Annotated in this window: 18 protein-coding genes; 9 read left to right on the top strand and 9 right to left on the bottom strand. The window is 74.0% G+C overall.

Annotated elements, in window-relative coordinates; genetic code table 11:
* Positions 1–7: 7 nt before the first annotated feature.
* Positions 8–1,225, bottom strand: coding sequence for a glycosyltransferase family 4 protein (locus RL72_RS05465; protein WP_156156714.1), 1,218 nt, complete (start codon positions 1,223–1,225; stop codon positions 8–10).
* 65 nt (positions 1,226–1,290) lie between these two features.
* Here RL72_RS05465 and RL72_RS05460 point away from each other — a divergent pair, with 65 nt between their 5' ends.
* From RL72_RS05460 to RL72_RS05445, 4 genes are all read left to right on the top strand, one after another.
* A complete protein-coding gene (locus tag RL72_RS05460) occupies positions 1,291–3,303 on the top strand; it encodes a glycosyltransferase (RefSeq protein ID WP_082072143.1) in 2,013 nt (670 codons plus the stop codon).
* Between the two features lie 72 nt (positions 3,304–3,375).
* Positions 3,376–5,619: a glycosyltransferase gene (locus RL72_RS19095; RefSeq protein ID WP_052674213.1), complete on the top strand. Its 2,244-nt coding sequence runs from the start codon at positions 3,376–3,378 to the stop codon at positions 5,617–5,619.
* Positions 5,616–6,734 carry a glycosyltransferase gene (locus tag RL72_RS05450; protein ID WP_045249800.1) on the top strand — a complete coding sequence of 373 codons (1,119 nt, stop codon included), beginning with the start codon at positions 5,616–5,618 and terminating at the stop codon, positions 6,732–6,734. Before RL72_RS19095 ends, RL72_RS05450 begins: the two co-directional genes overlap by 4 nt.
* Positions 6,731–7,966 carry a glycosyltransferase family 39 protein gene (locus RL72_RS05445; protein ID WP_045249799.1) on the top strand — a complete coding sequence of 412 codons (1,236 nt, stop codon included), beginning with the start codon at positions 6,731–6,733 and terminating at the stop codon, positions 7,964–7,966. The genes RL72_RS05450 and RL72_RS05445 overlap by 4 nt, the downstream gene beginning before the upstream one ends.
* A gap of 25 nt (positions 7,967–7,991) precedes the next feature.
* Here RL72_RS05445 and RL72_RS05440 read toward each other — a convergent pair whose 3' ends face one another.
* Positions 7,992–9,029, bottom strand: coding sequence for a MauE/DoxX family redox-associated membrane protein (locus RL72_RS05440; RefSeq protein WP_045249798.1), 1,038 nt, complete (start codon positions 9,027–9,029; stop codon positions 7,992–7,994).
* 111 nt (positions 9,030–9,140) lie between these two features.
* Entirely contained in the window at positions 9,141–9,698 is a 558-nt protein-coding gene (locus RL72_RS05435) for a hypothetical protein (protein ID WP_045249797.1), read from the bottom strand.
* A gap of 135 nt (positions 9,699–9,833) precedes the next feature.
* Between RL72_RS05435 and RL72_RS05430 the strand changes: the two genes are divergently transcribed.
* Complete coding sequence (locus RL72_RS05430; RefSeq protein ID WP_045249796.1) at positions 9,834–11,657, top strand: ABC transporter ATP-binding protein; 1,824 nt, start codon at positions 9,834–9,836, stop codon at positions 11,655–11,657.
* A gap of 26 nt (positions 11,658–11,683) precedes the next feature.
* Here RL72_RS05430 and RL72_RS05425 read toward each other — a convergent pair whose 3' ends face one another.
* On the bottom strand, positions 11,684–13,003 hold the full coding sequence (locus tag RL72_RS05425; protein ID WP_045249795.1) for a polysaccharide pyruvyl transferase family protein: 1,320 nt from the start codon (positions 13,001–13,003) through the stop codon (positions 11,684–11,686).
* Positions 13,004–13,104: 101 nt separating this feature from the next.
* On the opposite strand from RL72_RS05425, the gene RL72_RS19090 reads away from it, so the two are divergent.
* On the top strand, positions 13,105–14,325 hold the full coding sequence (locus RL72_RS19090) for a glycosyltransferase (RefSeq protein WP_052674212.1): 1,221 nt from the start codon (positions 13,105–13,107) through the stop codon (positions 14,323–14,325).
* 56 nt (positions 14,326–14,381) lie between these two features.
* Entirely contained in the window at positions 14,382–15,533 is a 1,152-nt protein-coding gene (locus tag RL72_RS19085; RefSeq protein ID WP_052674211.1) for a glycosyltransferase family 4 protein, read from the top strand.
* Between the two features lie 7 nt (positions 15,534–15,540).
* On the opposite strand, the gene RL72_RS05410 is transcribed toward RL72_RS19085, so the two are convergent.
* Complete coding sequence (locus RL72_RS05410; RefSeq protein WP_045249794.1) at positions 15,541–16,503, bottom strand: glycosyltransferase family 2 protein; 963 nt, start codon at positions 16,501–16,503, stop codon at positions 15,541–15,543.
* Between the two features lie 145 nt (positions 16,504–16,648).
* On the opposite strand from RL72_RS05410, the gene RL72_RS05405 reads away from it, so the two are divergent.
* A complete protein-coding gene (locus RL72_RS05405) occupies positions 16,649–17,890 on the top strand; it encodes a glycosyltransferase (protein ID WP_045249793.1) in 1,242 nt (413 codons plus the stop codon).
* Positions 17,887–18,948, top strand: coding sequence for a glycosyltransferase family 4 protein (locus RL72_RS05400; RefSeq protein WP_045249792.1), 1,062 nt, complete (start codon positions 17,887–17,889; stop codon positions 18,946–18,948). The genes RL72_RS05405 and RL72_RS05400 overlap by 4 nt, the downstream gene beginning before the upstream one ends.
* A gap of 21 nt (positions 18,949–18,969) precedes the next feature.
* On the opposite strand, the gene RL72_RS05395 is transcribed toward RL72_RS05400, so the two are convergent.
* Genes RL72_RS05395 through RL72_RS05380 form a run of 4 tightly spaced genes read right to left on the bottom strand, consistent with a single transcriptional unit; the run spans position 18,970 to position 24,218 of the window.
* Positions 18,970–19,857, bottom strand: a complete 888-nt coding sequence (locus RL72_RS05395; RefSeq protein ID WP_082072134.1) for a polysaccharide pyruvyl transferase family protein — start codon at positions 19,855–19,857, stop codon at positions 18,970–18,972.
* Entirely contained in the window at positions 19,854–21,038 is a 1,185-nt protein-coding gene (locus RL72_RS05390) for a glycosyltransferase family 4 protein (RefSeq protein WP_045249790.1), read from the bottom strand. Before RL72_RS05390 ends, RL72_RS05395 begins: the two co-directional genes overlap by 4 nt.
* Entirely contained in the window at positions 21,035–22,768 is a 1,734-nt protein-coding gene (locus RL72_RS05385; protein WP_052674210.1) for a tyrosine-protein kinase domain-containing protein, read from the bottom strand. The genes RL72_RS05390 and RL72_RS05385 overlap by 4 nt, the downstream gene beginning before the upstream one ends.
* Before the next feature lies 1 nt (position 22,769).
* Positions 22,770–24,218, bottom strand: coding sequence for an O-antigen ligase family protein (locus RL72_RS05380; protein WP_052674209.1), 1,449 nt, complete (start codon positions 24,216–24,218; stop codon positions 22,770–22,772).
* Positions 24,219–24,326 lie beyond the last annotated feature (108 nt).

Raw genomic sequence — 24,326 nt, 5'->3', positions numbered from 1 at the left:
GGCGGGATCAGCGCCGCGCGAGCACCCTCCGATAGACCTCCGCGTGCTGCTCGGCGACGGCGTGATCGGTGACGAGGCCCGGCGTCCGCGACGCGGCCTCGCCGAGCCTCCGGCGCAGGCCGGGGTCGTCGCCCAGTCGACGCAGCGCCGCGGCGAGGGCGCGGGCGTCGCGAGGGGCGACGACGAGGCCGTTGCCGCCGTCGCGCACCCACTCGACCGGCCCACCCTCCCCCGCGACCACGGTGGCCAGGCCCGCGTCCAGGTACTCGAGCACGTTGAACCCGAGCGGCTCCGCGCGCAGCGACGCCTGCACGCCCACGTCCCAGCGGCGCAACAGGCGCTCGACGTCGTCCACATGACCGAGCAGGCGCACCCGGTCAGCGAGACCGAGCGCGCGGGCCCGGGCGCGCAGCTCGTCGGCGTAGCCGGCATGTCCGAACGGCGCGCCCCCGGCGAACTCCAGCACCTCATCGCCCGCGGGGAACGCCTGCGCGAACGCCTCCAGCAGGAGCAGCTGGCCCTTCCACGGATCGATGCGCGCCAGCATGCCCACCCGGAGCGGCCCCGGCTCGCGTTCGCCGCGTGCGCGACCGGTCAGACCCGACGCCCCCACGGCGACCTCCCGCAGAGCAGCCGCCCGCAGGAACGGCTCGGCGCTCGCCAGTGTCGCCTGCGAGTTGGCGATCACGCCATCCGCGCGGGGCAGGACGATCCGGGTCATCATCCGCAGTCCGAAGCCGCCCAGCGTCTCCCGGTCGGTGAAGTCGTGCAGGTAGACCACGAAGGGCGCACGCGTGCCCGCCACCGCGAGCGCGCCGTAGGCGGCGGCGCGGGTGCTGTTCGAGACCACCAGATCCGCCCGGCGGAACGACGGATGCCGCCGGGTCGCGATCGCCTGCGCGGCCAGCCGGGCGCCCGCCGCGACCGCCCCCGCCGGCGAGGCGCCGCTGGCGCCGTGCGGCTGGGTGACGCCGATGCGATGGATCGGGACCGACTCCGGCACGCCGGCGAAGGCGCCGTCCTCCGCCGGGTCCGGCGGGAGCAGGATGCTCGCGCGCCAGGGCGGGTCCGCCCGGAGCATCCGGGCGAGGCCGAGCTCGGCCCCTCCCGGCACCGTGGTGTGCGCCAGGTGGACGACCCTCGGTGCAGGTGCCGTCGAACGCTCGGGAACGGACAGCGGATCCTCTCCTAAGATGAGTGCGGAGTCGCTTCTCTGCGACGACACCGGGCGTCTCCGCGGCACGCGAACACCTGTCCCGCGTCGACGGACCCAACGATACAGGGGGGACGATGCGTGTTCTGCGGATCTCCCACAGTGCGACGGTGCGGGCCTGGCGCGGGCGGGAACGAGCCCTGCGCGAGCGCGGTCTGGACGTGCGCCTGCTCACCGCGACGCACAGCGACGCCGGCGGCGTGCCGGTCGCGCTGGACGCGGATCCGCAGGAGGACGTCGTCGGCGTCGGGACCTGGGGCACGCACCCGGCCCTGTTCGTCTACGACCCCCGTCCGCTCTGGCGGGCCCTCGGCGAGCACTGGGACCTGATCGACATCCACGAGGAGCCGTTCGCGCTCAGCACCGCCGAGATCCTCGTCCTGAGGGCGTTGCGCGCGCGGCGGACGCCGTACATCCTCTACACCGCGCAGAACCTGCTCAAGCGCTACCCCTTCCCGTTCGGCTGGTTCGAGCGCCGGTCCCTCCGCCGCGCCGCCGGCATCTCCGCCTGCAACGCCGAGGCGGCGGCGATCGCGGAGCTCAAGGGCTTCCCGGGGCACGCGCGGGTGATCCCGCTGGGGGTGGATCCGGCTGACGAGGTGGATCCGGCCGCCGAGACCGCTCCGGCCGACGGAACCGGATCCGCGACGGCCCCGTCGGAACCGGTCCGGATCGTGGTCGGGCTGCTCGGACGGCTCGTGCCGGAGAAGGGCGTTCTGCTGCTGCTCGACGCCCTGGTCGCCGATCCGTCGCTGCACGCCAGGATCGCGGGCACCGGTCCGCTCGCCGAGGTCATCGAGGAGGAGGCGCGGCGTCGCGGGGTCGGCGCAAGGGTGCAGTTCCTCGGCGGAGTGGATCCGGACGACGTCGCGGGGTTCTACGCGTCGATCGACGTCCTCGCCGTGCCCTCGCTGCCGACGCGCCGGTGGACCGAGCAGTTCGGACGCGTCGCGGTTGAGGCGATGGCCGCCGGGGTGCCCGTGGTGTCGAGCGACGCCGGGGCGCTCCCGGACGTCGTCGGCGGCGCCGGCATCGTCGTGCCCCGGGGCGACGCGCGCGCCCTGGCGGCGGCACTGCGGGAGGCGGCCGGGCCACGACGCGACGAGCTGATCGCACGAGGGCTGACCCGCGCGGCCGAGTGCTCCTGGCCCGCGATCGCCGCGCAGTACGAGCAGCTCTACACAGCCGCGCTCGCCTCCGCGCCGCGCGGGCTCCCTCGAACCGCTGCCCGGACGGACGAGCCCGAGGTGATCGTGGTGGCGTACGGCGCACCCGACCTGCTGCGCCGTGCACTGGAGCCCGTGCGGCACCTGCCCGTCACCGTCGTGGACAACTCCTCGCTGCCGGAGATCGCCGCCCTGTGCGACGAGCTGGGCGTGCGCTACCGGGATCCGAGCAGGAACCTGGGCTTCGGCGCGGGGGTGAACCGGGCGCTCGCCGAGCGGATCCGCCCGGGCGCCGATGTGCTGCTGCTCAATCCCGATGCGGTGATCGACGCGGACGGCGTCGGCGCACTGCAGCGCGCGCTGGCCGCCGACCCGCGACTGGCGAGCGTGGGCCCCCGGCAGCACGACGAGCAGGGGGTCGAGGCCCGCGCCGCATGGGTGTTCCCCTCCCCCGGCCGTGCCTGGCTCGAGGCGCTCGGACTCGGGCGCCTGATCCGCGGCCCCCGCTTCGTGATCGGATCCGTGCTGATGCTGCGCGCGGAGGCGCTGGATCAGGTCGGCGGCTTCGACGAGCGCTTCTTCCTCTACGCGGAGGAGACCGACTGGGCCTACCGGGCTCATCTGCTCGGCTGGCGGCATGCCGTGGTCCCCCGCGCGGTCGCCACACACGCCGGCGGGGGCACGAGCACGGATCCGGCACGCCGCGAGCGGCAGTTCCATGCCAGCCAGGAGCGCTACTACCGCAAGCACTTCGGCGCCCTGGGCTGGGCTTCGGCCCGCGCCGCGCAGCTCCTCGGCGCCACCGCGCGCGGGATCGCGCTGCGCGGAGACCGCGGCCGCGCCGCGACCCGTCGTGCCGCGCTCTATCGTCGCGGTCCGGTGCGGGCCGAGGCGGAGGCGGATCCTCGCCCCCTCTCGGCCTGACCTGCGCGCTACGCTGAATCAGCGGCGCGGCGGGGCACATGCGCCGAAGGCCGTGTAGGGGATCGCACCGTGATGAGGATCGTGCAGATCGCACCGAGCGTCGCACCCGGCGCCGGCATCTCGGGTGTGGCCTGGGAGCTCGAGCGCGCGTTCCGAGCGCAGGGACATACGGTCGAGTCGCTCACGGCCGCGCAGCTGGTGCGCATCCCGCCGCGCACCCAGCGCGCCGCGTGGCGGCGCCGGCTGTCGATGGTCGGCACGCAGTTCCGTCTGGCCGTCCGCGGCAGCGCTCGCGCACGGCGGTATCTCGCGGCGCGGCCGGATGCGGTCGCGCTGTGCCACGGCATGGTGCTGGCGGGCGACGTGTTCGTGAACCACGTGATCACGGTCGCGGCCGTGCACGCCCGCGGGCATGCGCTCTGGCGGATCCTGCGCAACCCGATGGTCCCGTTCGCCTACGTCGTCGATCGGATCCGCTATCGCGGGCGCACGCATCGTGCCGTCGTCGCACTCACCTCCGCGGAGGTCGCGACGCTCGAGCGCTGGTACGGGGCGGTGGCCCCGCCCGTGCAGGTGATCCCGAACGGCGTGGACCTGGAGCGCTTCCGGCCGCCCACCGACGCCGAGCGGCGGGAGGCGCGGGCCGCGCTGGGCCTCGACGATGAACACCGGGTCGCTCTGTTCGTCGGCCACGAGCTGCGCTGGAAGGGCGTGCCCCTCGCGATCGATGCGCTCGTGCACGCGCCCACCGTGATGCTGCTGGTCGTCGGCGGCGATTCCGAGACCATCCCGCTGATGCTGCGCCGCGCCGAACGGGTCGGCGTCCTGGACCGCGTGCACTTCGCCGGCGTGAGGACCGACCTGCCGGCGGTCTTCGCCGCCGCGGACATGTTCGTCTTCCCCACGCTCTACGAGCCCTACGGCATGGTGGTGTCGGAGGCGCTGGCCTCCGGGCTGCCGGTGGTGGCGACACGGCAGGGCTGCGCGGCCGACCTCGTCGAGGACGGCGTGAACGGCTATCTCGTGGATCCGGATCCGGTCGCGATCGCCCGGCGGCTCGAGCAGATCGCCGCGACCGACGTGGCGGGGTGGCGGGATGCGTGCCGGCGCAGCGTCGAGCATCTCGGATGGGACCGTATCGCGCGCCGCTACGTCGACCTGCTGTCCTCCGTGCGCCCGGGGCGGACCGGCCCGGGGCCGGATCCTGCCGAGGACGACGCGGCCCGACCGCTCGACATCGTGCACGCCGTCTGCTCCGACGGGTTCGCCGGCGTCGAGCGGTTCATCGTGCGGCTCGCGAGCGCGCAGCGCTCGGCCGGGGCCCGCGTGCGCGTGATCGGCGGGGATCCGGCGCGCATGTCGGCGGCGCTGGCCGGAACCGGTGTCGGATTCGTCCCGGCCCGCGGAAGTCTCGGCGTGCGTCGCGCGCTGCGGGCCGTGCGCGACGACGCCGACGTGGTCAACGTGCACATGACGGCCGCGGAGGCCGCCGCCGCGCTCGCCTTCGGTCGCGGCCGCCGCCCCGCGGTCGTGGCGACGCGGCACTTCGCGCAGCCGCGGCGGCGCCGCGCGGTGGTGCACATGGACGCGGTCGCCGCCCGCGTGGTCGACGCCGAGATCGCGATCAGCAGCGCCGTGTCGGCCGAGATCGGCGTGCCCTCGACGGTCGTGCGCTCCGGACTGCCCGCGCCCGGAGCCTCCGGGACCGAACCCTCCGGGACGCCGCCGGTGCGCGAACGCATCCTCCTCGTCGCGCAGCGCCTCGAGGCGGAGAAGGCGACCGACGTCGCGATCGAGGCGTTCGCGGCCTCCGGTCTCGCTGCAGACGGCTGGCAGCTCTGGATCGCCGGCGAGGGCGCCCTGCGCGCAGCGCTCGAGGCGCAGGCCGCGCGTCTCGGCGTCGCCGGCGCGACCCGCTTCCTGGGGTATCGGTCCGATGTCGCCGCGCTGATGACGCAGGCGGGGATCCTCCTCGCGCCGTGCCCGCGCGAAGGTCTCGGGCTGACCGTGCTGGAGGCGATGCAGGCCCGGCTCCCGGTCGTGGCCGCGGCGGCGGGAGGGCATCTCGACCTTCTCGAGGCCGTGGATCCGGATGCGCTCTTCCCACCCGGCGACGTCGCGACCGCCGCCGACCGCCTGCGCGTGCTCGCCGCGGATCCGGAGGCGCGCGAACGTCTCGCCGAAGCGGCGCAGAGGCGCCAGGTCGCCGAGTTCTCGCTCGAGGCGCAGGCGGCCGGCACAGCCGCCGTGTACCGCGATGCGATCGCCCGCCGCACGGCGTCTCGCCGGGGCCCGGATGGCGGGCACCGCCGATGACGGACCTCGTGGTGGTCTCGCTCGAGCGCTGGGACGAGGTGTGGCGCCGCAACCAGCATCTGGTCTCGGGTCTGCTGCGCGAGGATCCCGCCCTGCGCGTGCTGTTCGTCGAACCGCCGGACGACCCCCTGTACGCGCTGCGGCGCGGCGCGCGTCCGGAGTTCGGCCGGCGGCTGCGGGCGATCTCCGGACGGCTGCACGCGATCCGCCCTGTGAAGTGGCTGCCGCGGCGTATCGATCCGGCAGCGGATGAGCGGATCGAGCGCGCGGTCGTCCGCGCCGCGGCCCGCCTGGGCATGACGGATCCGGTGCTGTGGATCAACGACCCGCGCGCCGCAGGCCTCGCCCGGCGCACGGGCTGGAGGACGCTGTACGACCTCACCGACGACTGGCTGGCCGCCGACCGCCCCACCGCGGAGACGCGGCGCATTCGCGAGGGCGAGGAGTGGCTGCTCGCCCATGCGAGGGCCGTGGTGGCGTGCTCGGCCGAGCTCGTGCGCCGCAAGCGCCCCGGCCGAGCGGACATCGCCCTGGTGCGCAACGGCGTCGACGTGGCCGCCTATCGCGCCCCGCATCCGCGCCCGCACGATCTGCCCTCAGGGTCCGTCGCGCTGTACCTGGGCACCCTGCACCGCGACCGGCTCGACGTCGACCTCTGCGTGCGCACCGCCGCCGCCCTCGGCGGCTCCGCCACCCTGGTGCTCGTCGGCCCGAACGCGCTCGACGACGCCGACACCGCCCGGCTGCACGAGGCCGGTGCGGTCGTCCTGGGCGCCCGGCCGCGCGACGCGGTGATCGGATACCTGCAGCACGCCGAGGTCCTGCTCGTGCCTCACCTCGTGACGGCGTTCACCGAGAGCCTGGATCCGCTCAAGCTCTACGAGTATCAGGCGGTCGGACGGCCGGTGGTCGCCACGCCCGTCGCGGGGTTCCGCGAAGCGGCCGGCGATCGGATCCGCCTCGCCGACGCCGACGAGTTCGCCGCGGTCACTCTCCGCACGCTGGCCGACGCCGCGGAGTCACCGGATTCCGGCCCGGATCCGGTCGCGGCGGCCGACTGGTCGCAGCGGGTCGCCGAGATGCGTGCCGTGCTGGCCGGGGCGGAGTCGCGGTGAGCGCGCGCGAGGTGCCCACCGGGATCCGCGGATCCGGTCGCGGCACGGACCGGCGGACGGCCATCGACGTGGCCGTGCTGTGTGCAGCCACCGCCGCGCTCGGGGCGTTCGCGGTCTTCCTGGTCCCCGCGGGGCTCCCCTACGACGAGCCCGCGCACTGGTCGAATGTGCTGTATCTGGCCCATCACCGCACGCTGCCCGTCGTGGGCGACCCCGGGGTGACCTACGAGGGGCAGCAGGCGCCGGCCTACTATGCGGTCGCGGCGCTGCTCGTCGGCGCGTTCGGCTCCGGCTCCGCCGGCTTCATCGCCGTGCGCCTGTTCGGGGTGCTGGGCGCGGTGCTGATGACGTGGCTGGTGGCCCGTCTGCTGGGCCGGGCACTGCCCGGCCGGCCCGCGGCGATCGTGTCCGGCACCGCGTTCGTTGCTCTCAATCCGATGCTGCTCGTGATGTCGGCCTCGGTGCAGAACGACACCTGGTCGCTTGTGTCCGGGTTCGCCGCGATGCTGGTCGCCCTCGGCACCGGCGGCAGCCCGTGGATCCGCGGAGCTGCCCTGGGCCTGCTCGCGACACTCGCGATCCTGGTGAAGATCACGACCGCGCCCCTCGTCGTCGGCGTGCTCGTGGTGCTGCTCGTGCGGTCGCGGTGGCGCGAGGCGGCCACGGCGGCGCTCGTTCTCGTGCCCGGGTGCGGCTGGTGGGTGCTGCGGAACCTCTCGCTGTACGGCGACCTGACCGGCCAGGCCGGCGTCGATGCCGCGGGCTACCGGTTCGCCGGCGGCGGGGCGACACCGTTCGCGCTCGCCCGCGAGGCGCTCACGTACCTGACGCTGCCCGACGAGTATCTGCGCAACGTGTTCGCGGCGCCGACCGCGATCGACGCGCTCGCGGTGCTGGTCGGCGTCATCCTGGCGGCCGGGGCGATCGCCCTGCCCGCTCGCGGCCGACGGTCGGTGCGGGGTCTGCCGGTCGCCCTGCTCGCGGTCGTCGGCGCGGTGAGCGTCGCGGCCTGGCTGGCGCAGGTGTCGCTGGGCTGGCACGTCGCATTCCGCACCGCCTACGGCGCGCTGCCGCTGGCGGCGCTGGCGTACGGATCCGCGACGCTCTGGGCGCGCGGACGACGCACGGGCTGGATCCTGTGCGCGCTGAGCGTGCTGCTCCTGCTGGTGCTGTGTGGCTGGACCGGGCTCCAGCTCACCGCGGTCTCGGATCGGGTGATGCTGCGGATCTGAACCGCGCCCTCCCTGTCTCCGCGGATCAGCCGGCGGTCGCGGGCGCCGCGTCGGGATCGGCCGGCGGACGCGTGCCGTGCAGGGCCTCGTAGACGTCGCCGATGAAGGCCTCGACGGCGACGTCGCCGGTCACCGGCCCGCCGGCGAGCAGGCCGTCCGCGCCCAGGAGCACCGCGGACGGCGTGGACCACTCCTCGATCGACGCCGCGACGTAGTCGCCGACGTCGTGCAGCGACTGCGGCTCCTCGTGCTCGGCCCAGCGGCTCGTCGTCGGCTCCACCAGCAGCAGTCGCACGTCGACCTCCGGCAGCAGAGTGCGGTACTGCGCGCGCCGATCCCGGATCGTCTCGCAGTGCTCGCACACCGAGGACAGCGCGAGCAGCAGTTGCGGCTTTTTCGCCGCGAGCGCCCGGAGGTTCACCTCGGTGCCGTCGGCCAGGACCACGGGAACCGCGGGCGTGCGGCGCCGGACGTAGTCGAGCGCGTCGCCGCCGGATCCCGACGCGGCCTCGCCCACCACCGGGACGCCGGCCGCCGATGCCGGGACCGGGGTCTGGGGAGCGCGCCAGAGCACGAGCGTGGTCGTCGCCACGGCGATGGCCGCCGCGACCAGCCAGGGCAGATGCCCTGCACCCGCCGCGAGCGCCCCGCCTGCGAGCGGCGTGCTCGCGGCGCCCCCTGCGGCGGCCGCGGCGAGCAGGGTGAGCCAGGTGTTGCGCACCACCGTGATGCCCGTGACGCGCGCGGGAGCGCCGAAGCACGAGCACGAGACGCCCCCGCGTGCCGCGGCGCGGGCGACCAGCACCGTGTAGCCGAGCATCAGCGCGGTGGCGACGGCGCCGGCCAGCGCACCGAGCCACCCGCCGAGCACGGCCACGGCGATGCCGAGGAGCAGTTCGCCCCAGGGGTGCAGCCGCAGCAGTGCGTTGCGCCGCAGGAACCGGGGCACGCCCAGCTCCTCCCACTCCCGCAGGTCTCCCGGTGCGCGCAGCTTGGAGACGCCGCTGAGCACGAGGACGCCCGCGAGCAGCAGCGGCAGCGTGACGGCGAACGGAACGAGCATGGTGCGATGCTATCCAGCGGGATCCCGGACCTGCAGAGGGTCCCGCAGATGGTCCGGCAGACGACGAAGGGCCCCGCTGCAGCGAGGCCCTCGTCGAGGCAGGATCACGGGTCAGGCCGCCGCGATGTACGCCTTCTCGGTCGAGTTGAAGGCGGTGCAGGAGCTGCCTTGGATCGGCGGGGCCGACGGGACAGTGGCGTTGGCCACCTGCGGGGCGCCGCCGTTGACCGTGTACGTGATGCTCAGCGCGCCGTTGGAGCTGTTCGGCGCGTTGACCGTCAGCAGGGCGGCGACGTACGTCGTGTGCGCCGGCACGGTGAACGGGTTGGTCTTGATGGACCCGTCGGCGAGGTTCACGACCTCGACCCCGCCGAGGTTCGCACCGTCGAGCGTCGCCGAAGTGATGTTGATCGTGATCGGCGAACCCGTGGGGTTCGAGACCGTGAGACGGAACGCGTAGCCCTTGTAGAGGGACTGCGAGTTGCCCGGGAGCTTGCAGCCGACGCCCGCGAGGGAGATCGGACACGGATTCTCGGGGTTGTAATCGTTGCAGACGCTCGCGGCCGCGAACGGCACGGTCGCGGCGACGGCCACCGCGGGCATCGCCCACGCCATGGCCTTGGTCACTGTGCGGCGGCTGATGCCGACCGACGGCTCGTTCTCAGACATATGCAGTTCCCCAGTCGAATGCAAATACGTTATGCGCCCCCAGTTGACGGCATAACGCGAACAAGACCGATGTTAGCGTATGACCCAAGCATTCCGATACCGGTATTGCAAGGATTTCGCGGGAGGACACGCGCGATGACACGCGATGCGATCCGCACCACCGCCCCGCGGACGCTCCTCTCCCAGCTCGGCACCCTCCTGCGCGTGACCGGGGCCCGTCCGCGGCACTGGATCCTGGGCACCGTGGCGGCGTCGGTCGTGCTCGCGCTCCTCGACATGGCCGGGGTCGCGGCGATGCTGCCGCTGATGAGCCTGATCACCACCGGGCAGGCGCAGGGCGCCGTGCTGGAGTGGATCGCGGCGCGGGTCGGCAGCTCCGACCTGTCGGTCCTGATCCCCCTCGTCGGCGGCTTCATCGCAGTCGTCTTCCTCGTCAAGACGGCCGGCTCCCTGCTGTTCCGCTGGTGGCTCCTCGGGCGCACCACGCGGATCACCGCGCTCGCGGCAACGGAACTGATGAACCGCTACGTGCAGGCGCCGTACGCCGCGCATCGGGCGCGCACCCTCAGCGTCGTGTACCGCAACATCAACGACGCGACGAACCAGGCAGCCAGCGTGCTCATGGCCGTCGTCACGATGTGCTCGGACGTGCTCGTGCTGGTGGCGATCATGACGGTGCTCGCGCTCGCGGCGCCCGGCGCCACGGTGTTCACGATCGTGCTGTTCGGCGGCATCGTCGGCGGGGTGCAGTTCGCCCTGCGCCGTCGCCAGCTGCGCATCGGCGAGACGATCGCCCAGGCGGGCCTCGAGTCGTGGCAGGCGCTCATGCCGGGCCTCGAGGGCTTCCGCGAGACGCGGCTGAGCTCGCGGGGATCCGCCTTCGTCGGCGCCTTCCGCGAATCGCGGCTGCGCAGCGCCCGCGCCGGGCGCGAGCTGAGCTTCATGAGCGACGTGCCCCGCCACATCCTCGAGATCGCGTTCATCATCGCGATCGTGGGGATCTCGATCCTGATGTTCACGCTGGGATCGGCCGCGCAGGTGATCCCCGTGCTCGGACTTTTCGCGACGGCCGCCCTGCGCGCTCTGCCGACGCTCACCCGCGTGTCGGCGAACCTCGCCACGACACGCGTCGGCGGGGTGGGACTGAACATCATGGTCGAGGCGCTCGACGAGCTGGATCCCGCCGAGCTGTACGACGAGCGCCCCCGCGGAGACGAGCCGTACCACGGCGACATCGTGCTCGACGAGGTGACCTTCCACTACCCGGACTCGGACGCACCGGTGCTCGACGGGCTCTCCCTCACCATCGGCGAGAACACCACGGTCGCGTTCACCGGCGGCAGCGGCGCCGGCAAGACCACCGTGGTGGACCTGATCCTCGGCCTGTTCTCCCCCACGTCGGGCGTCGTGCGCTGCGGCGGCCGCAGCATCTCCGACGATCCGGCGACCTGGTACTCGGAGATCGGCGTCGTCCCGCAGGACGTCTATCTGCTGAGCGGGACCATCGCGCGCAACGTCGCCTTCGGGGTGGATCCCGCCGCCATCGACCGTGACCGCGTGCACGCGGCGCTCGTCCAGGCGCAGCTCGGCGACCTCGTCGCGAGCCTTCCCGACGGCATCGACACGGTCGTCGGGGAACGCGGCACGCGCCTCTCCGGCGGTCAGCGCCAGCGCATCGGCCTGGCCCGCGCGCTCTATCAGCGCCCGCGGGTGCTCGTGCTCGACGAGGCGACCAGCGCCCTCGACAACGCCACCGAGCACGAGATCGCCCAGACGCTGCAGTCCTTGCAGGGCACGATGACCATCATCATCGTCGCGCACCGGCTGTCGACCGTCCGCACGGTCGACCATCTGGTGCACCTGCGCGACGGCGGCATCGCCGCGCAGGGCACGTTCGACGAGGTGCGGGAGCAGGATCCCGAGTTCGCCCGGCTCGTGCAGCTCGGCCGACTGGAGTGATCCGGTCCCGCCGCTGAGCGGCCGGTTCAGACCTCGACCGCGGACGTCCGCTCCCGTTCGAACGGACGCTGCGCCAGGGCGCGCACGGAGGGAAGCCTCTCGCCGATCCGCGCTCTCAGCGTCGTGTCGCCGACCAGGGCGGCCAGCGCCCGTCCGACCTCGGGCCCGACGCCCGGCACCGGATCCAGGGTGTACGGTTCGAGGCCGAACATCCGCGCCAGGCCCTCCACCTTGCCGCGCGTGCGCAGCACCACCACCGGCGTGCCCTGCGTCAGCGCCAGGATCGCCAGGTGCATGCGACCGGTGACCACCGCCGAGGCGCGCTTCGTGATCCACCGCACTTCGGCGGGGCGCAGCATCCGCTCGACCAGCAGCACCCTGTCCGGTGCCGCCGCGCGGACAGCCGCGCGGCGGCACACAGCGAGGTCGTCGTCCCCGTCGCGCAGGCAGTGCGGGAGCAGCACGACGCGCCGGCCTTCCGCGGTCACCCGATCGATGAGCTCGGCGAACTCGGGTACGAGGTCCGTGCGGCGCTCGATGAGACCGCTGAGGTTGATCACGACCACCGGATCCGGATCGCGCGCCAGCCAGGTCGCGACGCCGGCGGGCTCCTGCTCGCCGTCCGCCGTGAACACCAGATCCGCGGACTCGATCACGGAGACGCCCGCTGCGGCCAGGCGCTCGGCCGAGATCGGGTCGCGCACGAACAGCCGGGCCTCGCGCGCCGCCCGCGCGAGCGCCGCGGCGGCGACGCGGTCGGGCTGCGCGCCCCAGCTGAAGCCCAGCAGCTGCGCGCGCGCCCCGAGCCGGTGCGCGAGCCGGAGAAGCTCGGCGCGCGTCACGGCCTCCATGCGGTCGTAGCCGCCGTCCATGATGTCGGCGCCGATCACGGCGAACGTGCGGGCGACCCTGAGTTCTTCGGCGAGCGCGCGCACCTCGCTCCCCCGGCCCCGCAGGGTGCCGGCGCTCAGCAGGGGCGCGAGCAGCACGCGGACGCGCGCCCGGTCCTGCTCCGGGATGACGTAGGCGTCGGCGGATCGCATGACGGCGACGATCTCGCCCGGGGTGTTCGCGAGATACGCCTCGAACATCGCCTGGTCGCCGATGTTGCCGCGGCCCGCGGCGAGCATCACGACGTCCCGATCACGGGGAGATGGAGACGGCGCCGTCTCGGCACGCCGGAGGGACGCGCGGACACGCGTCCGCTCCGCGGCGTGCGCGACTCTCAGCCCGACGTCGGTGACGAGCGCGCGTCGCGCGCCGAGGTACAGCGCGTGGCGGAGCATCACCCAGCGCTGCGGCGGACCCGCGGCGGGTGCCGCGTCGCCGCTCCGGGTGATGGGCATGCTTCCTCCGCGGTGATGCTATTGCCTGTGACGGCGCAGTGATATACCTGTGTCGTGATTCACCCGGCCTCTGGGGTGTCCGTCGGATCCGGCCCTTCACGATGAGGATCGTCAGCTTCTCGCTGGTCGTGCCCTACCCCGGCATCCCGCATGCGGGCGGCGAGTACTACCGCCGCCACCTGCGGGCGCTCGGCGCTCTCGGCCATGACGTGACCGTCGTCGCACCGGATTCCGCGCTCAACCGCGTCGGCCTCGCGCGCAGGGAGGATCCGGGCCGCGTGATCCTGGTCGGCGGAGACCTCTCTCCCGGCATGCGCGCGGTCGACCGCGTGGCCGCGCTGGTGGCGCCGCACTGGCTCCCGCCGAGCAGCCGCCGAGGGCTGCGCCGCAGCGACGAGGTCGGCGACGCGGTGCGGGATGCGGACTTCGTCGAGGCGCACTGGGAGGAGATGGCCTTCCTGCTGCGCCGAGCGGCGGCGCCGCGCCCCACCGCCCTGTTCGCCCACGACGTGCCGCTCCAGCGCGAGCTGCGGTGGCTGCGGGCCGCCCGGGCTCAGCGCGCCATGACGAAGATCGTGTGGCGGGTGTGGCGGGTGCTGATCGTCGCCCTGACGCAGCCCGCGTCGTTCCGGAGCGCCGACGTCGTGGTCGTATTAAGCGACAAGGACGCCGGACAGGTGCGCCGTGCCGCGCGACGTTCCCGGGTGGCGGCGATCGACCCGCCCCTGTGGGACCCGGCCGAGCATCACGATCCTCTGCTCGAGGGCCGGGAGGCGCCGCGCGCCGCGCACGCCGTCTTCGTCGCCGCCTTCGATCGCCGCGAGAACGTCGAGGCGGCGGAATGGCTGCTGGACGAGGTGTGGCCCGCGGTGCGCGCGGCCCTGCCTGAGGCGACCCTGTCGCTCGTCGGCGCGCACCCGCCGGATTCTCTCAGCCGACGTGCGGTCGAAGGCACGGGGGTGACCGTGACCGGCTACGTGCCCGATCTCGACACGGTCTATCGCACCGCCACCGCGGCGGTCGTGCCGCTGCACTCCGGCGCGGGCGTGAAGTTCAAGACGATCGATGCGCTGCTGCGCGGCCTCCCGGTGGTCGCCACCACGGTGGGGGCGGAAGGGATCGCCGCGGACGACGGCCGGGTCCCGTTCCCCGTGACCGACGAGCCGCAGGCGTTCGCCGCAGCCGTGATCCTCGCACTCGCGACCGCGCCCACGGCCGGGCTCGAGACCGCCGAGTGGGCGCGCGTCCGCTACAGCACCGAGCGCTACACCCGCCGGCTGGTCGAGCTGATCCCCGAACTGGGGCGGCGCACAGCCCCCTAGACGGCGATCATCGAAGCCACCCCAGACTCCACGCCCGGCCGCCCTATGCTGACCCCATGGGCGAACTCCGCGTCATCCACGCCATCACGCCCGGCGACCACTTCTCCCCGCGCACCGGCTCCGCCGTGCCGACCGTCGTGCACCTGCTCGCCGATGCCGCCCGGCGCGCCGGCGACGCTCCCCACGCCGTCGTCCTGGACCGCACCACGATGGCGCCGCGCTACCCCGGCGTCGAGCTGATCGAGTACGACCGCGCCCCCGGGGTGACGCGCACCGGGCGCGTCCTCGATGCGGTCGCGGGCCGGCTCGGGGGGACGCGCCCGCGGCTCGCCCGGTCGTTCGCCCCGGTCGCGGACGCCGTGCGCGAGCTCCCCGCGGCGCACGTGCTCGCACACAACGCGCCCGTCCTCCCTCGGCTGCTGCGCGGGAGCGGGCATCGCGTGTCGCTCTACGCGCACAATCAGCTGTTCCGCACCTACGGGCGTCGCGAGGCGGATCGGGCGGTCGGCGACGCCGCCGCGGTGATCTGCGTGAGCGATGCCCTGGCCGACGAGACCGCCCGTCTGCTGCCGCGCGCGCAACGGTCGAAGGTCGCTGTCGTCGAGAACCCCGTCGACACGGCGCGGTTCTCCCCGGCGGAGCGGAGGGCGGACGGATCCGGTCCGGTGCGGGTGCTGTTCGTCGGGCGGATGGTCCCCCAGAAGGGCCCCGACGTGTTGGCCAGGGCGGCGCAGGAGTTCGGGCCGGACGACGCCGAGTTCACCTTCGTGGGCAGCCACGAGTTCGACGCGGGCGCGCATCCCTCCCGCTATGAGCAGCGGGTGCGGGAGCTCGCGCGCGCGGCCCGTGCTCCTGTCCGCTTCCTCCCGTTCGCCGACAGGGACGCCCTGCCGGGCCTCTACCGCGAGGCCGATGTGCTCGTGGTGCCCTCGGTGTGGGCCGAGCCCAGCGGGTTGATCCTCGGCGAGGGCATGGCGAGCGGGATGGCGATCGTGGCCTCGCGCACGGGCGGCATCCCCAGCGTCGTGGGCGACGTCGCGGTGCTGGTGCCGCCGAACGATCCCGGCGCACTCGCCGGCGCGCTCCGCGGCCTGATCGCGGATCCCGCGGCCAGGATCCGGCGGGGCGAGGACGGGCTGCGGCGGGCGATGCAGCGCTCTCCGGACTGGGCGTGGTCCCGGCTGCGCTCCCTCCTCGACGGGATCTGATCCCGTCTCACCGGCCCCAGCGCCGCAGCGGGCGGATCAGCGCGAGGTGGGCGAGGGCGTCCAGCTGGAGCCGGCAGGCGGCCAGCAGCCGACCCGACCGCAGCGCACGCCGCGCGGCCTCCGACTTCACCCGGAACTTGTGCCGCTGCATGCCCCGCCACGCCGCCTGCAGCGCGCGACGGTCGGCCGGGGAGTTGTCGGCCGAGGAGTACGTGCGCGCCCAGACGGCGCGGCTCTCACGCACGTTCAGCGCCGTATCCCCCGATGCGTTCGCGCCGTGGCGCCGGTAGCCGACCAGGATCTCGTCCAGCGCGGCGATCGGCCCGAGCCGGGACAGCCGGACCAGCGCGTCCCAGTCGTCGGCCACGCGGTACGACGGATCGAATCCGCCGATCGCGTCGATCGCTCCGCGCCGCAGCAGGATCCCGCTGGGCGGATAGAGGTGGTTGGCGAGGAAGAGCTCCGGCAGCGTCGCATCCTCGCCCGGGGCGACGGGCACCACCCGCCCGTCCCGCACGATCTCGCGCTGCCGCATGAAGCGGGCGAACTCCCCGTCGCCGAGCGGCGCGGAGTCGGCATCGATCCAGTCCGCGATCGCGAAGGCGCCGACTGCGTCGGGGCGGCGGTCGAGCACGTCGCACAGCCGCGCGCACAGGTCGGGGGCGATGAGGTCGTCGTGATCCAGGAAGATCACGTGCTTCGTCCCGGCGGCCAGCAGCGCGAGCCCGGCGTTGCGGGTGCGGGCGATGCCCTCGTTGCGCTTCTGCACCAGCGTCAGCCGAGGATCCCCGAGCATGCTCCGCACGATCTCGGCACCGTCGTCGGAGGACCCGTCGTCGAGCACGATCACCTCGAGTGCGGAGTGCGTCTGGGCGAGCACGGACCGGAGCGTGTCGGCGATGTGCCGGGCGCCGTTGTAGAGCGGGATGACGATCCCGATCGTCGCCTCACCGGCTCGCCCTTCGGCCACCTGCGCTCCTGTCGCTCGCCCACGCCTGCGATGCGCCACCAGACCCGATGATAGCCAGCGGGATGCGCGGCGTCCGCGCGTCGAGAACAGGATCCGTCGCGGATCCCCGCGGGCATACTGGAAGCGCACACGGACAGGAGGCGTGATGGCGCGAGCCCGAGCCCCGCACGGATCCGCCGGCCGCACGGCGACGCAGCCCCGTGCGGCGTCGGCACGCGCTCCGCAGAGCGCGATCCTGTGGCTGAGCGTCGAGGTGCCGGATCGCTTCGGGCAGGGCGGGCAGCGCCGTCAGTACCACCAGATCGCCGCGCTGCGGGAGAACGGTCGACGGGTGGTCGTCGTCTCCCCGGCCGGCCCGCAGGACGACTCCTCGATCGCGGCCCTCGGCGAGGTGCTCCGCCCGCGGCTGCACGTGCGGGGCAGGGCGGTTCCCGGCGCCGCACGGCGGCTCTCCCGGCGCCTGCGCAGCGAGCCCTGGGACGCGATCGTGGTGTCGCACCAGGACTCCCTCTGGCTGCTGCCCGAGGAGACCGAGGTCCCGGTCCTGCTCGACGTCCACAACGCGATGAGCGCCTGGTACCTCTCCCGCGGGCTCCCCGTGCAGGCGGGACGGCATCGCGATCTCGAAACGCGGGCCATCGCCCGCGCGGACGCCGTGATGACCTGCTCCGAGACGGAGCGCGTCCGTCTGATCGCCCAGCACCCGGAGGCGGCGGCGCGGACGTTCACCGCTCCCCTGGGCATCGATCCGCAGGAGTGGCCGGACCGGGACTACTCGCGGGCGCTCCCTCTCGTGGTGCTCTTCGGCGGCTGGGGCTGGGAGCCGAACCGCCGCGGACTGGAGTGGTTCGCGGGCGAGGTCTGGCCGCGGCTCGCCGCGCGGGCGCCCGAGGCGCAGTGCCGGATCGCGGGCACGGGACTGGATCCGTCCGTCGCACTGCCGACGGGCGTGGAGTTCGTCGGAAAGGTGCCGAGCCTGGCCGACTTCGCGGCGGAGGCCACGGTCGTGGCCGTGCCCGTGGTGGACGGCGTGGGCGCGGCCATGAAGTTCGCCGAGTCGATGGCCACCGGAGCGGCCGTGATCGCGACGCCCGACGCCGCGAACGCCTTCCCCGGCGCCCAGGCCCGGGTCTCCGCGGATCCGGCGGCATGGGCCGAGTGGATCGCCGAGCGTCTGCGGCGGCGCGGCGAGGAACCCGTCCCCGCCGCAGAACGCGCGCAGGTGCTCGCCGAGCGCACCTGGGCCGCCTGCGTCGCGCCGATCGAGGGCTGGCTGAGCGCGCAGTCCGGGCGAGGCGACGCGACTGCGCCCCCGGGCGACGGTGCTCGCGGCACGACAGGCGACGGCGCTCCCGGCGGCGGGACGACCGGACGGAGCACGCCATGACCGCCGCCCGGCTCTCCCTGGCGACCATCGCGACCGAGGTGCCCATGGGCGCGCAGGCGTACCAGCGGCAGATCGGCGAGCGCGCCGAGGCGGCGCTGCGCCACGCCTCGTCCGAGCCGTGGACCGTGCGCCCCCTCGTGTTCCGGTCGCTGCGGTCGTCTCTCGACGGGAACCGCCGGCTTCCCCTCGGCCGGGTCGCACGCGCGACCGAGAGCGCGCGCGCGTCGCTGGGCCGCCTGCTGTACCGGGGCGACACGGTCTCGCACCGCATGGCGCTCGAATTGCCGCCCTCCCCGCACGCCGACGTGATCACGCTGCACGACGTGGTGTCCTGGCGCTTCCCGGACGAGTCCGCGCCCGTCGCCGCGGCCGCCGCCGAGGCCCGCCGCGCCGCGGCCGTCATCTGCGTGTCGGCGTTCACCGCCTCGGAGGCGGTGGACTTCCTCGGGGTGGCGGATCCGCACGTCGTGCCGAACGGAGTGGATCCGCGCTACCTCGACGCGACGCCCCTGACCGACCGGGCGCGTGCGACCCTCGGCCTCGACCGGCCGTTCCTGCTGCACGCGGGCGGCGCCGCCCGGCGCAAGAACCTCGAAGCGCTGGCGGCCGCGTGGCCCCGGATCCATCGGGAACGCCCCGACCTGCTGCTCGCGCTCGCCGGCCCGCCGCATCCCCGGCGCACGGAGCTGTTCTCGGACCTGCCCGCGGTGCGCCTGCTCGGTCGCCTGCCGGACGAGCTCATGCCGGGCCTGGTCGCCGCGGCCCGCGCCGTGGTCGTGCCGTCGCTCTACGAAGGGTTCGGACTGCCCGTGCTGGAGGCGATGGCCGCCCGCGTCCCCGTGATCGCGGCGAACACGAGCAGCCTGCCCGAGGTCGCCGGCGGAGCAGCGGTGATCGTCGCGCCGACGGCGGACGGGGTCGTCGACGGCGTGCTGACCGCGACATCGGGCGACAGCGCCGTCGACGCGCTCATCGCCGCCGGCCGTGCGCGCGCGGCGGAGTTCACCTGGGACCGCTCGGCGCAGGGCCACGCCCGGATCTGGGCCGCCCTGCGCTGACCGCTGCCGGACCGCGGGAGGTCAGCGGTGCAGAGCTCCCGCCGGGTAGCGCGGCAACGCCCCGAGAACCTCGGGAAGACGGCGCAGTGCCGACTCCAGCCCGTCGCACAGCGCCGTCACGCGCGCGGCGTCGGCGGCGCGCGCCCGGCGCACCACGTCGTCCGGCGTGCGCAGGTCCTCGAAGGAGACGAAGCGGCTGCGGCCCGGCGTGACCGCCGCCTCGTAGTCGCGGAACTTGAAGTCGCCGCCGATGAGGGCCGGCTCCCGCGTCGTCCAGACGGCCGGGATCCCGTAGGCGTCGGCCGTGACGAGCCCGTGCAGCGACGTGGTCAGCACCGCGTCCGCCGAGGCGATCCCGCGCAGCACTCCCGGTGCAGGCCGGTGCACGTTGACGGCGCGCACGCCCGCTGCCGCCTGGAGCCGGAGGAGCTCCTCATCGCGCCGATGATGACCGTGCGCCACGAGCACGACCCTGCCGTCCGACCGGGGCCGTTTCAGGTGACGGCCCACCAGCAGCCCCGGGTCGCCGTACGCGACCCCTTCCGCCCCGATCCGCTCCGCCGTGAGCGGGCCGCGGACGGCCAGGACGTGGGCCGACGGCAGGCGGCGTTCGGCGTCGTCGATCGACCCCGAGCCCCAGACGGCCCCGTCGAAGCGCTCGGGGAGGAACTGGATGATGCTGCCGACCCCCGCGAGCCGCGCTCGGTCGGGTTCGCGATGCAGCGGGACGATGCCGTACCGCGGCAGCAGCAGCGGTGTGAGGGCATCGCCGAAGTTCGGGTGCCCGTCCCACCAGAAAGCGGGCACGACGACTCCGCGCACGCCGACCACGGGCGCGGCCTGCAGGATCCGTCGCGCCTGGCGCAGTCGCCGCCGAAGCGGGCTGTCGTACCCTCCGGCCCCGGTCATCGGGACGTCCCCGCGGGCGGATAGAGCAGCAGGTACCGCTCGACGACGCGCTCCCAGCGGAACTCGGCGACCCGCTCGGATCCCGCCGCCGCCAGCCCGTCGCGCAGCGCCGGATCCTCGAGCACGCGCGCGATGGCGGCCGCCAGCGCATCCTCGTCCTCGGGGTCGACCAGGATGCCGTCCTCGCCGTCGTGGACGAACTCGCCGGCGCCGCCGCGGTTCGTCATCACGAGGGCCGTCCCGGCTCGCCACGCCTCCAGCGCCGCGATGCCGAACGCCTCGGAGCGGCTCGGCACCACGAGCGCGCGGGATCCCGCCAGCACCGTCGCCACCTCGGCCGGCGCGCACCATCCGAGGAAGTCCACGACGTCGGTGAGACCGCGTGCCGCGACCTGCTCCGCCAGCGCGGACCGCTCGGGTCCGTCGCCGGCGATCACGAGCCGCACCTCGTCCGGCCCCTCACCGTTCCCGGCCCGCGACGGTGTCCCGCGCTCCCGCAGACGCGCGAACGCCTCGATCAGGAGGTCGAACCCCTTCATCCTGCCGAGCCGGCCGACCGCGGCGAGATAGGCGCCCGAGGGGAGGCGGCTGCGGATCCCCTTGTCCGCCGGCACGTCGGGGGCCACGCCGTTCGGCACCACCACGCCGCCGGTCAGTCCGAATCGCGCGCGCAGATCCCGCAGCACATATTCCGAGGGCGCGGTCACCGCGGTGGATGCGGCCAGCGCGTCGCGGAGGCCGCGGCGCAGGAGCGCGGAGCGGGCGAAGACGTTGTCGTCGTCGCCGGTGGTCTCCCCGTGGGAGGTGACGATCAGGGGCGTGCCGAATCGGCGCTGCAGGGCGAGCGCGTAGAGCCCGTTCGGGCCGAAGCAGTGCACGTGGAGGACGTCGGGGCGGAAGCGCCGGTGCGCGCGCGTCCATGCGGTCCACGCCCCCGGCGCCCGCCGGGCGAACCGGGCCAGCGACGCCGCACGCCGGGCCGGCAGGGGCGTCGGCAGATAGCGCACGGGGAACGCGTCGGGCGGCGGGCCCTGCGGGCGCTCGCCCCGGTCGACGGCCCAGACCTCGACCGCGACGCCGCGGGCGGTCAGAGCTCGGGCGACCTCGGCGACGTGGGTCTCGACGCCGCCGACGTGGGGTGCGTAGGACGACGTGATCAGTGCGACGCGCGGCGCGCTCACGTCCGGCCGCGCTGGCGGCGCGGCCCGGTGGCGGCGTCGTCGGCGATGAAGTCGCCCAGCAGGCTGTCGAGGTCGCCGGCTTCGGGATCCGCCGCGAGAGCGGGATCCTTCCCGCGCTCGGCGGGAGCGGCGGTCCGCGCGGCGCGCACCGCACGCGCCGTGGCCCGGCGCGGCTTCGAGGCGGGGGCGGCGACCGTCTCCTCGACGGGCTGCGCCGACGCCTCCTCGTCGGGGAGCAGCGGTCCCTGGTCGGCCGGCACGACGGGCACCGGCTGCGCGCCGGTGCGCTTCGGCCCGCTCGCCGCGTCGGTGCTCTTGCCGCCCTTGCCCGCCGTCTCCTTCGGCGAGGACTTCTCGCGGTAGTCGTAGGCGTACCCGGCCTGCCGTCCGGTCACGGGCACGCGGTTGAGCACCACCCCGAGCACCCGCCCCCGTGCCTTCTCGAGCGTGTTGAGCGCCTTGTCGACGACGTCGTAGGTGGTCTTTCCGACCGCGACCACGAGCAGGGCGCCATCGGCCTGGTTGGCGAGCACGGCGCCGTCGGTCACGGCGAGCACGGGCGGAGCGTCGATGATGACGGTCGCGTGCTTCGTCAGGTCCTTCACGAGCTGGTGCATCCGCGCGGATCCGAGCACCTCGCTCGGGTTCGGCGGGATGGTGCCGGCGGTCAGCACAGCCAGGTTGGGGATATCGGGCGCCGTCTGCGCGACCTCGGTGAGCTTGGCCCGTCCGGCGAGCACGTCGGTGAGGCCCGCGCCCGCGACGAGCCCGAGGGTCGAGGCGACGGTCGGGCGCCGGAGGTCGCCGTCGACGAGCACGACGTTCGCGCCGGCGGCGGCCAGGGTCATCGCGAGGTTCGCGGCCACGGTCGACTTCCCCTCCCCCGGCAGGGCGCTCGTCACCACGATCGTGCGCGGAGGATGGTCGACGTCCATGAACTGCAGATTCGTGCGCAGGGCGCGCAGCGATTCGCGCACCGCGAAGTCCGTGCGCGAATCCGCGTGCGCGTCGTCCTCTGCGACGATCCGCCGCTCCGCGGCCACGGAGTCGACCTTCGGGATGATGCCGACGACGGGCACCCCCAGACGCTGCTCCACGTCGTCGGTGCCGCGCACGCGGCGATCCGAGATCGCGCGGATCATCGCGAACGCGATCCCGCCGCCGAGCCCCAGGAGTCCGCCGATCAGCAGCGCCGTGGGGACGCTCGGGAAGATCGGCGCCTCGGGCAGCGCCGCGGTCTGCGCGACGTAGATCATGACCGGCGAGGTCCCCGGCTGGCGATCGATGCCGTCGGTGTCGTCGATGACGGAGACGAGGCCCTTCATCCACGCGTCCGCGAGCTGCTGCGCGGCCTTCGGCGACGACGCGGTGGCCGCGATGTTGATGATGTTGGTGGCCTCGGGGTTGGTCACCGTGATGCGCTTCACCAGAGACTCCGGGCTGTCCGAGAGCCCCAGGGTCGAGCCGGCGTTCACGGCGACGCTGCGCCATCCCGCCATCACGAGGTAGGTCGGCACTTTCGCGCGGGCATACGTGTCCGTGGACTGCGCGAGCTGCTGCTGCGGATCCGTCGGCGTCACCCGACTCTTCACCAGACCGCTGACCGAGGCCTCGTACACGGGCGTCTGGATCTTCGCCCACCCGTACGCGGCGCCGAGCCCGACCGCGGTCATCAGGATGATCGCGATCCAGTTGCGCCGCAGCGCCCGAAGATAGTCCCGGATGTCCATGTCAGTCCTTCGGGGTGGATGAGTAAGCACGATCATACAAACGGGGGTTCCGCCGGCCCCGGGCCTTCGAGCGCCGTGCCGCCGCGCGGCGCTCGGCGGAGCTCTGCCGGGCGTCCTTCGGGGGCGCCCAGTACTGTCCGTCACCCTTCGAGACGGCGAGCGCCTGCGCGCCCAGGCAGATCCCCGCGACCACGAACGGCACCGAGACCTGCGCCGCCACCCAGAACAGGTCGAACTGCGCCGCGGTGATGCGCAGCACGACCGCGCCGAGAGCGACCGCGCCGTAGCGGGGCGCCACCCGCCACAGCACGATGACGAACCCCGCCCACATGATCGCGAACCCCAGCAGGCCCACGACGCCCGCAGACGCCGCGACCTCGAGCTCCGCCTGCGGGGGCTGGAAATGCGCCCAGGGGTGCACGTACCAATAGCGCAGTCCGTGGCCGAACACCGGCGACAGCTTCCACAGCGCGTACACCTCGCGCATCCAGTCCAGTCGGGCGTATGCCGAGTTGAACTGGTTCCCGGATGCGAACTGCTCGATCACACTCTGCACGAGCAGCAGCACGGCCGGGACGGCCAGCACGGTGAGGAACAGCGCGTGCCCCGCCGCGCCGCGGCGGATGATCAGGATGAAGAGCGCGCCCAGCAGGCCGGCGATCGCCTGGCGTGACTGCGTGAGCAGCAGCGCCGCCCCGAAGACGCACACCAGCAGCACCGTCCAGCGCCGGGAGAGCCCGAGCCAGTCCGGTCGCGCGTAGACCAGGAAGACGCCGAGCGCCAGGGCTCCGCCGGCGGCGTTCTTGTGCATCGCCCACGGCCACAGGGGGTACACGGCATCGAGGCCGTGCCCCTGGAGGGCGTTGAGCGCCGCCGTCGCGAAGGTCCCCGCCGCGATCAGTCCCAGCATGCCCAGCAGCAGGAGCATGCTCAGCCGCGCGTAGCCTGCGCGCCCCAGCCCCCATCCGAGCACAAGCGCTCCCGAGATCAGCAGCCAGGCGTGGAACCACTCGACGGTGTTCTGCGGGAACGGGTTCGCGATCACCGTGAAGACGGTGCTGAACTGGTAGATCGCGTTCAGCCACAGCATCGCCCGCATCGGTGGGCTGAGCCGGCGGCTGCCCAGCAGCACCACGGTGCCGAAGCCTGCGGCCAGCGCGGCGTCCGACACCGTCAGATCCGCTCCGCCGACCGCGAGGCGCTCCGTGACGAACACGACCGGCGTCGCCATGAGCGCGATCGCCAGGGGCACCGACCAGGTGAGCACGGCGCCGACGAGGAGGGCGGCGAGCGCGGCGGCGGCCAGCACGGAGGAGGTGGTCGCGTGCTCCAGCACGAGGTAGGCGGCGAGCGCGACGCCGACGGCGATGACCGCCCATTGCCAGGTGGCCGCCCAGGCCGTGGGGAGGGCGTCACGAACGCGCGATACGACACCTGCGGCTCTGCCCATGTCCCCGGTCCTTCGTCCCAGGCGCCATTATCCCACGCCGGTATTCCGCGCGGGGGGCGGAATACCGGGCCACGGCCCAGGCACGCGTGCCGTCGAAAAGTCGATTCG

This window comes from Microbacterium azadirachtae (genome assembly GCF_000956545.1).
GTDB classification, from domain to species: domain Bacteria; phylum Actinomycetota; class Actinomycetes; order Actinomycetales; family Microbacteriaceae; genus Microbacterium; species Microbacterium azadirachtae.
Note: the sequence above shows the minus strand (reverse complement) of the source record. Positions and strands in the feature narration are given on the sequence as shown.

Coding starts and splice junctions, on each gene's coding strand:
- RL72_RS05440 (WP_045249798.1), bottom strand. CDS start 9,029: ATGCTCGTTCCGTTCGCCGTCACGCTGCCGCTGCTGCTCGCGGGCGTC.
- RL72_RS05395 (WP_082072134.1), bottom strand. CDS start 19,857: ATGACCGGGGCCGGAGGGTACGACAGCCCGCTTCGGCGGCGACTGCGC.
- RL72_RS05380 (WP_052674209.1), bottom strand. CDS start 24,218: ATGGGCAGAGCCGCAGGTGTCGTATCGCGCGTTCGTGACGCCCTCCCC.
- RL72_RS05450 (WP_045249800.1), top strand. CDS start 5,616: ATGACGGACCTCGTGGTGGTCTCGCTCGAGCGCTGGGACGAGGTGTGG.
- RL72_RS05385 (WP_052674210.1), bottom strand. CDS start 22,768: ATGGACATCCGGGACTATCTTCGGGCGCTGCGGCGCAACTGGATCGCG.
- RL72_RS19090 (WP_052674212.1), top strand. CDS start 13,105: ATGAGGATCGTCAGCTTCTCGCTGGTCGTGCCCTACCCCGGCATCCCG.
- RL72_RS05400 (WP_045249792.1), top strand. CDS start 17,887: ATGACCGCCGCCCGGCTCTCCCTGGCGACCATCGCGACCGAGGTGCCC.
- RL72_RS05425 (WP_045249795.1), bottom strand. CDS start 13,003: ATGCCCATCACCCGGAGCGGCGACGCGGCACCCGCCGCGGGTCCGCCG.
- RL72_RS05430 (WP_045249796.1), top strand. CDS start 9,834: ATGACACGCGATGCGATCCGCACCACCGCCCCGCGGACGCTCCTCTCC.
- RL72_RS19085 (WP_052674211.1), top strand. CDS start 14,382: ATGGGCGAACTCCGCGTCATCCACGCCATCACGCCCGGCGACCACTTC.
- RL72_RS05405 (WP_045249793.1), top strand. CDS start 16,649: ATGGCGCGAGCCCGAGCCCCGCACGGATCCGCCGGCCGCACGGCGACG.
- RL72_RS05435 (WP_045249797.1), bottom strand. CDS start 9,698: ATGTCTGAGAACGAGCCGTCGGTCGGCATCAGCCGCCGCACAGTGACC.
- RL72_RS05460 (WP_082072143.1), top strand. CDS start 1,291: ATGCGTGTTCTGCGGATCTCCCACAGTGCGACGGTGCGGGCCTGGCGC.
- RL72_RS19095 (WP_052674213.1), top strand. CDS start 3,376: ATGAGGATCGTGCAGATCGCACCGAGCGTCGCACCCGGCGCCGGCATC.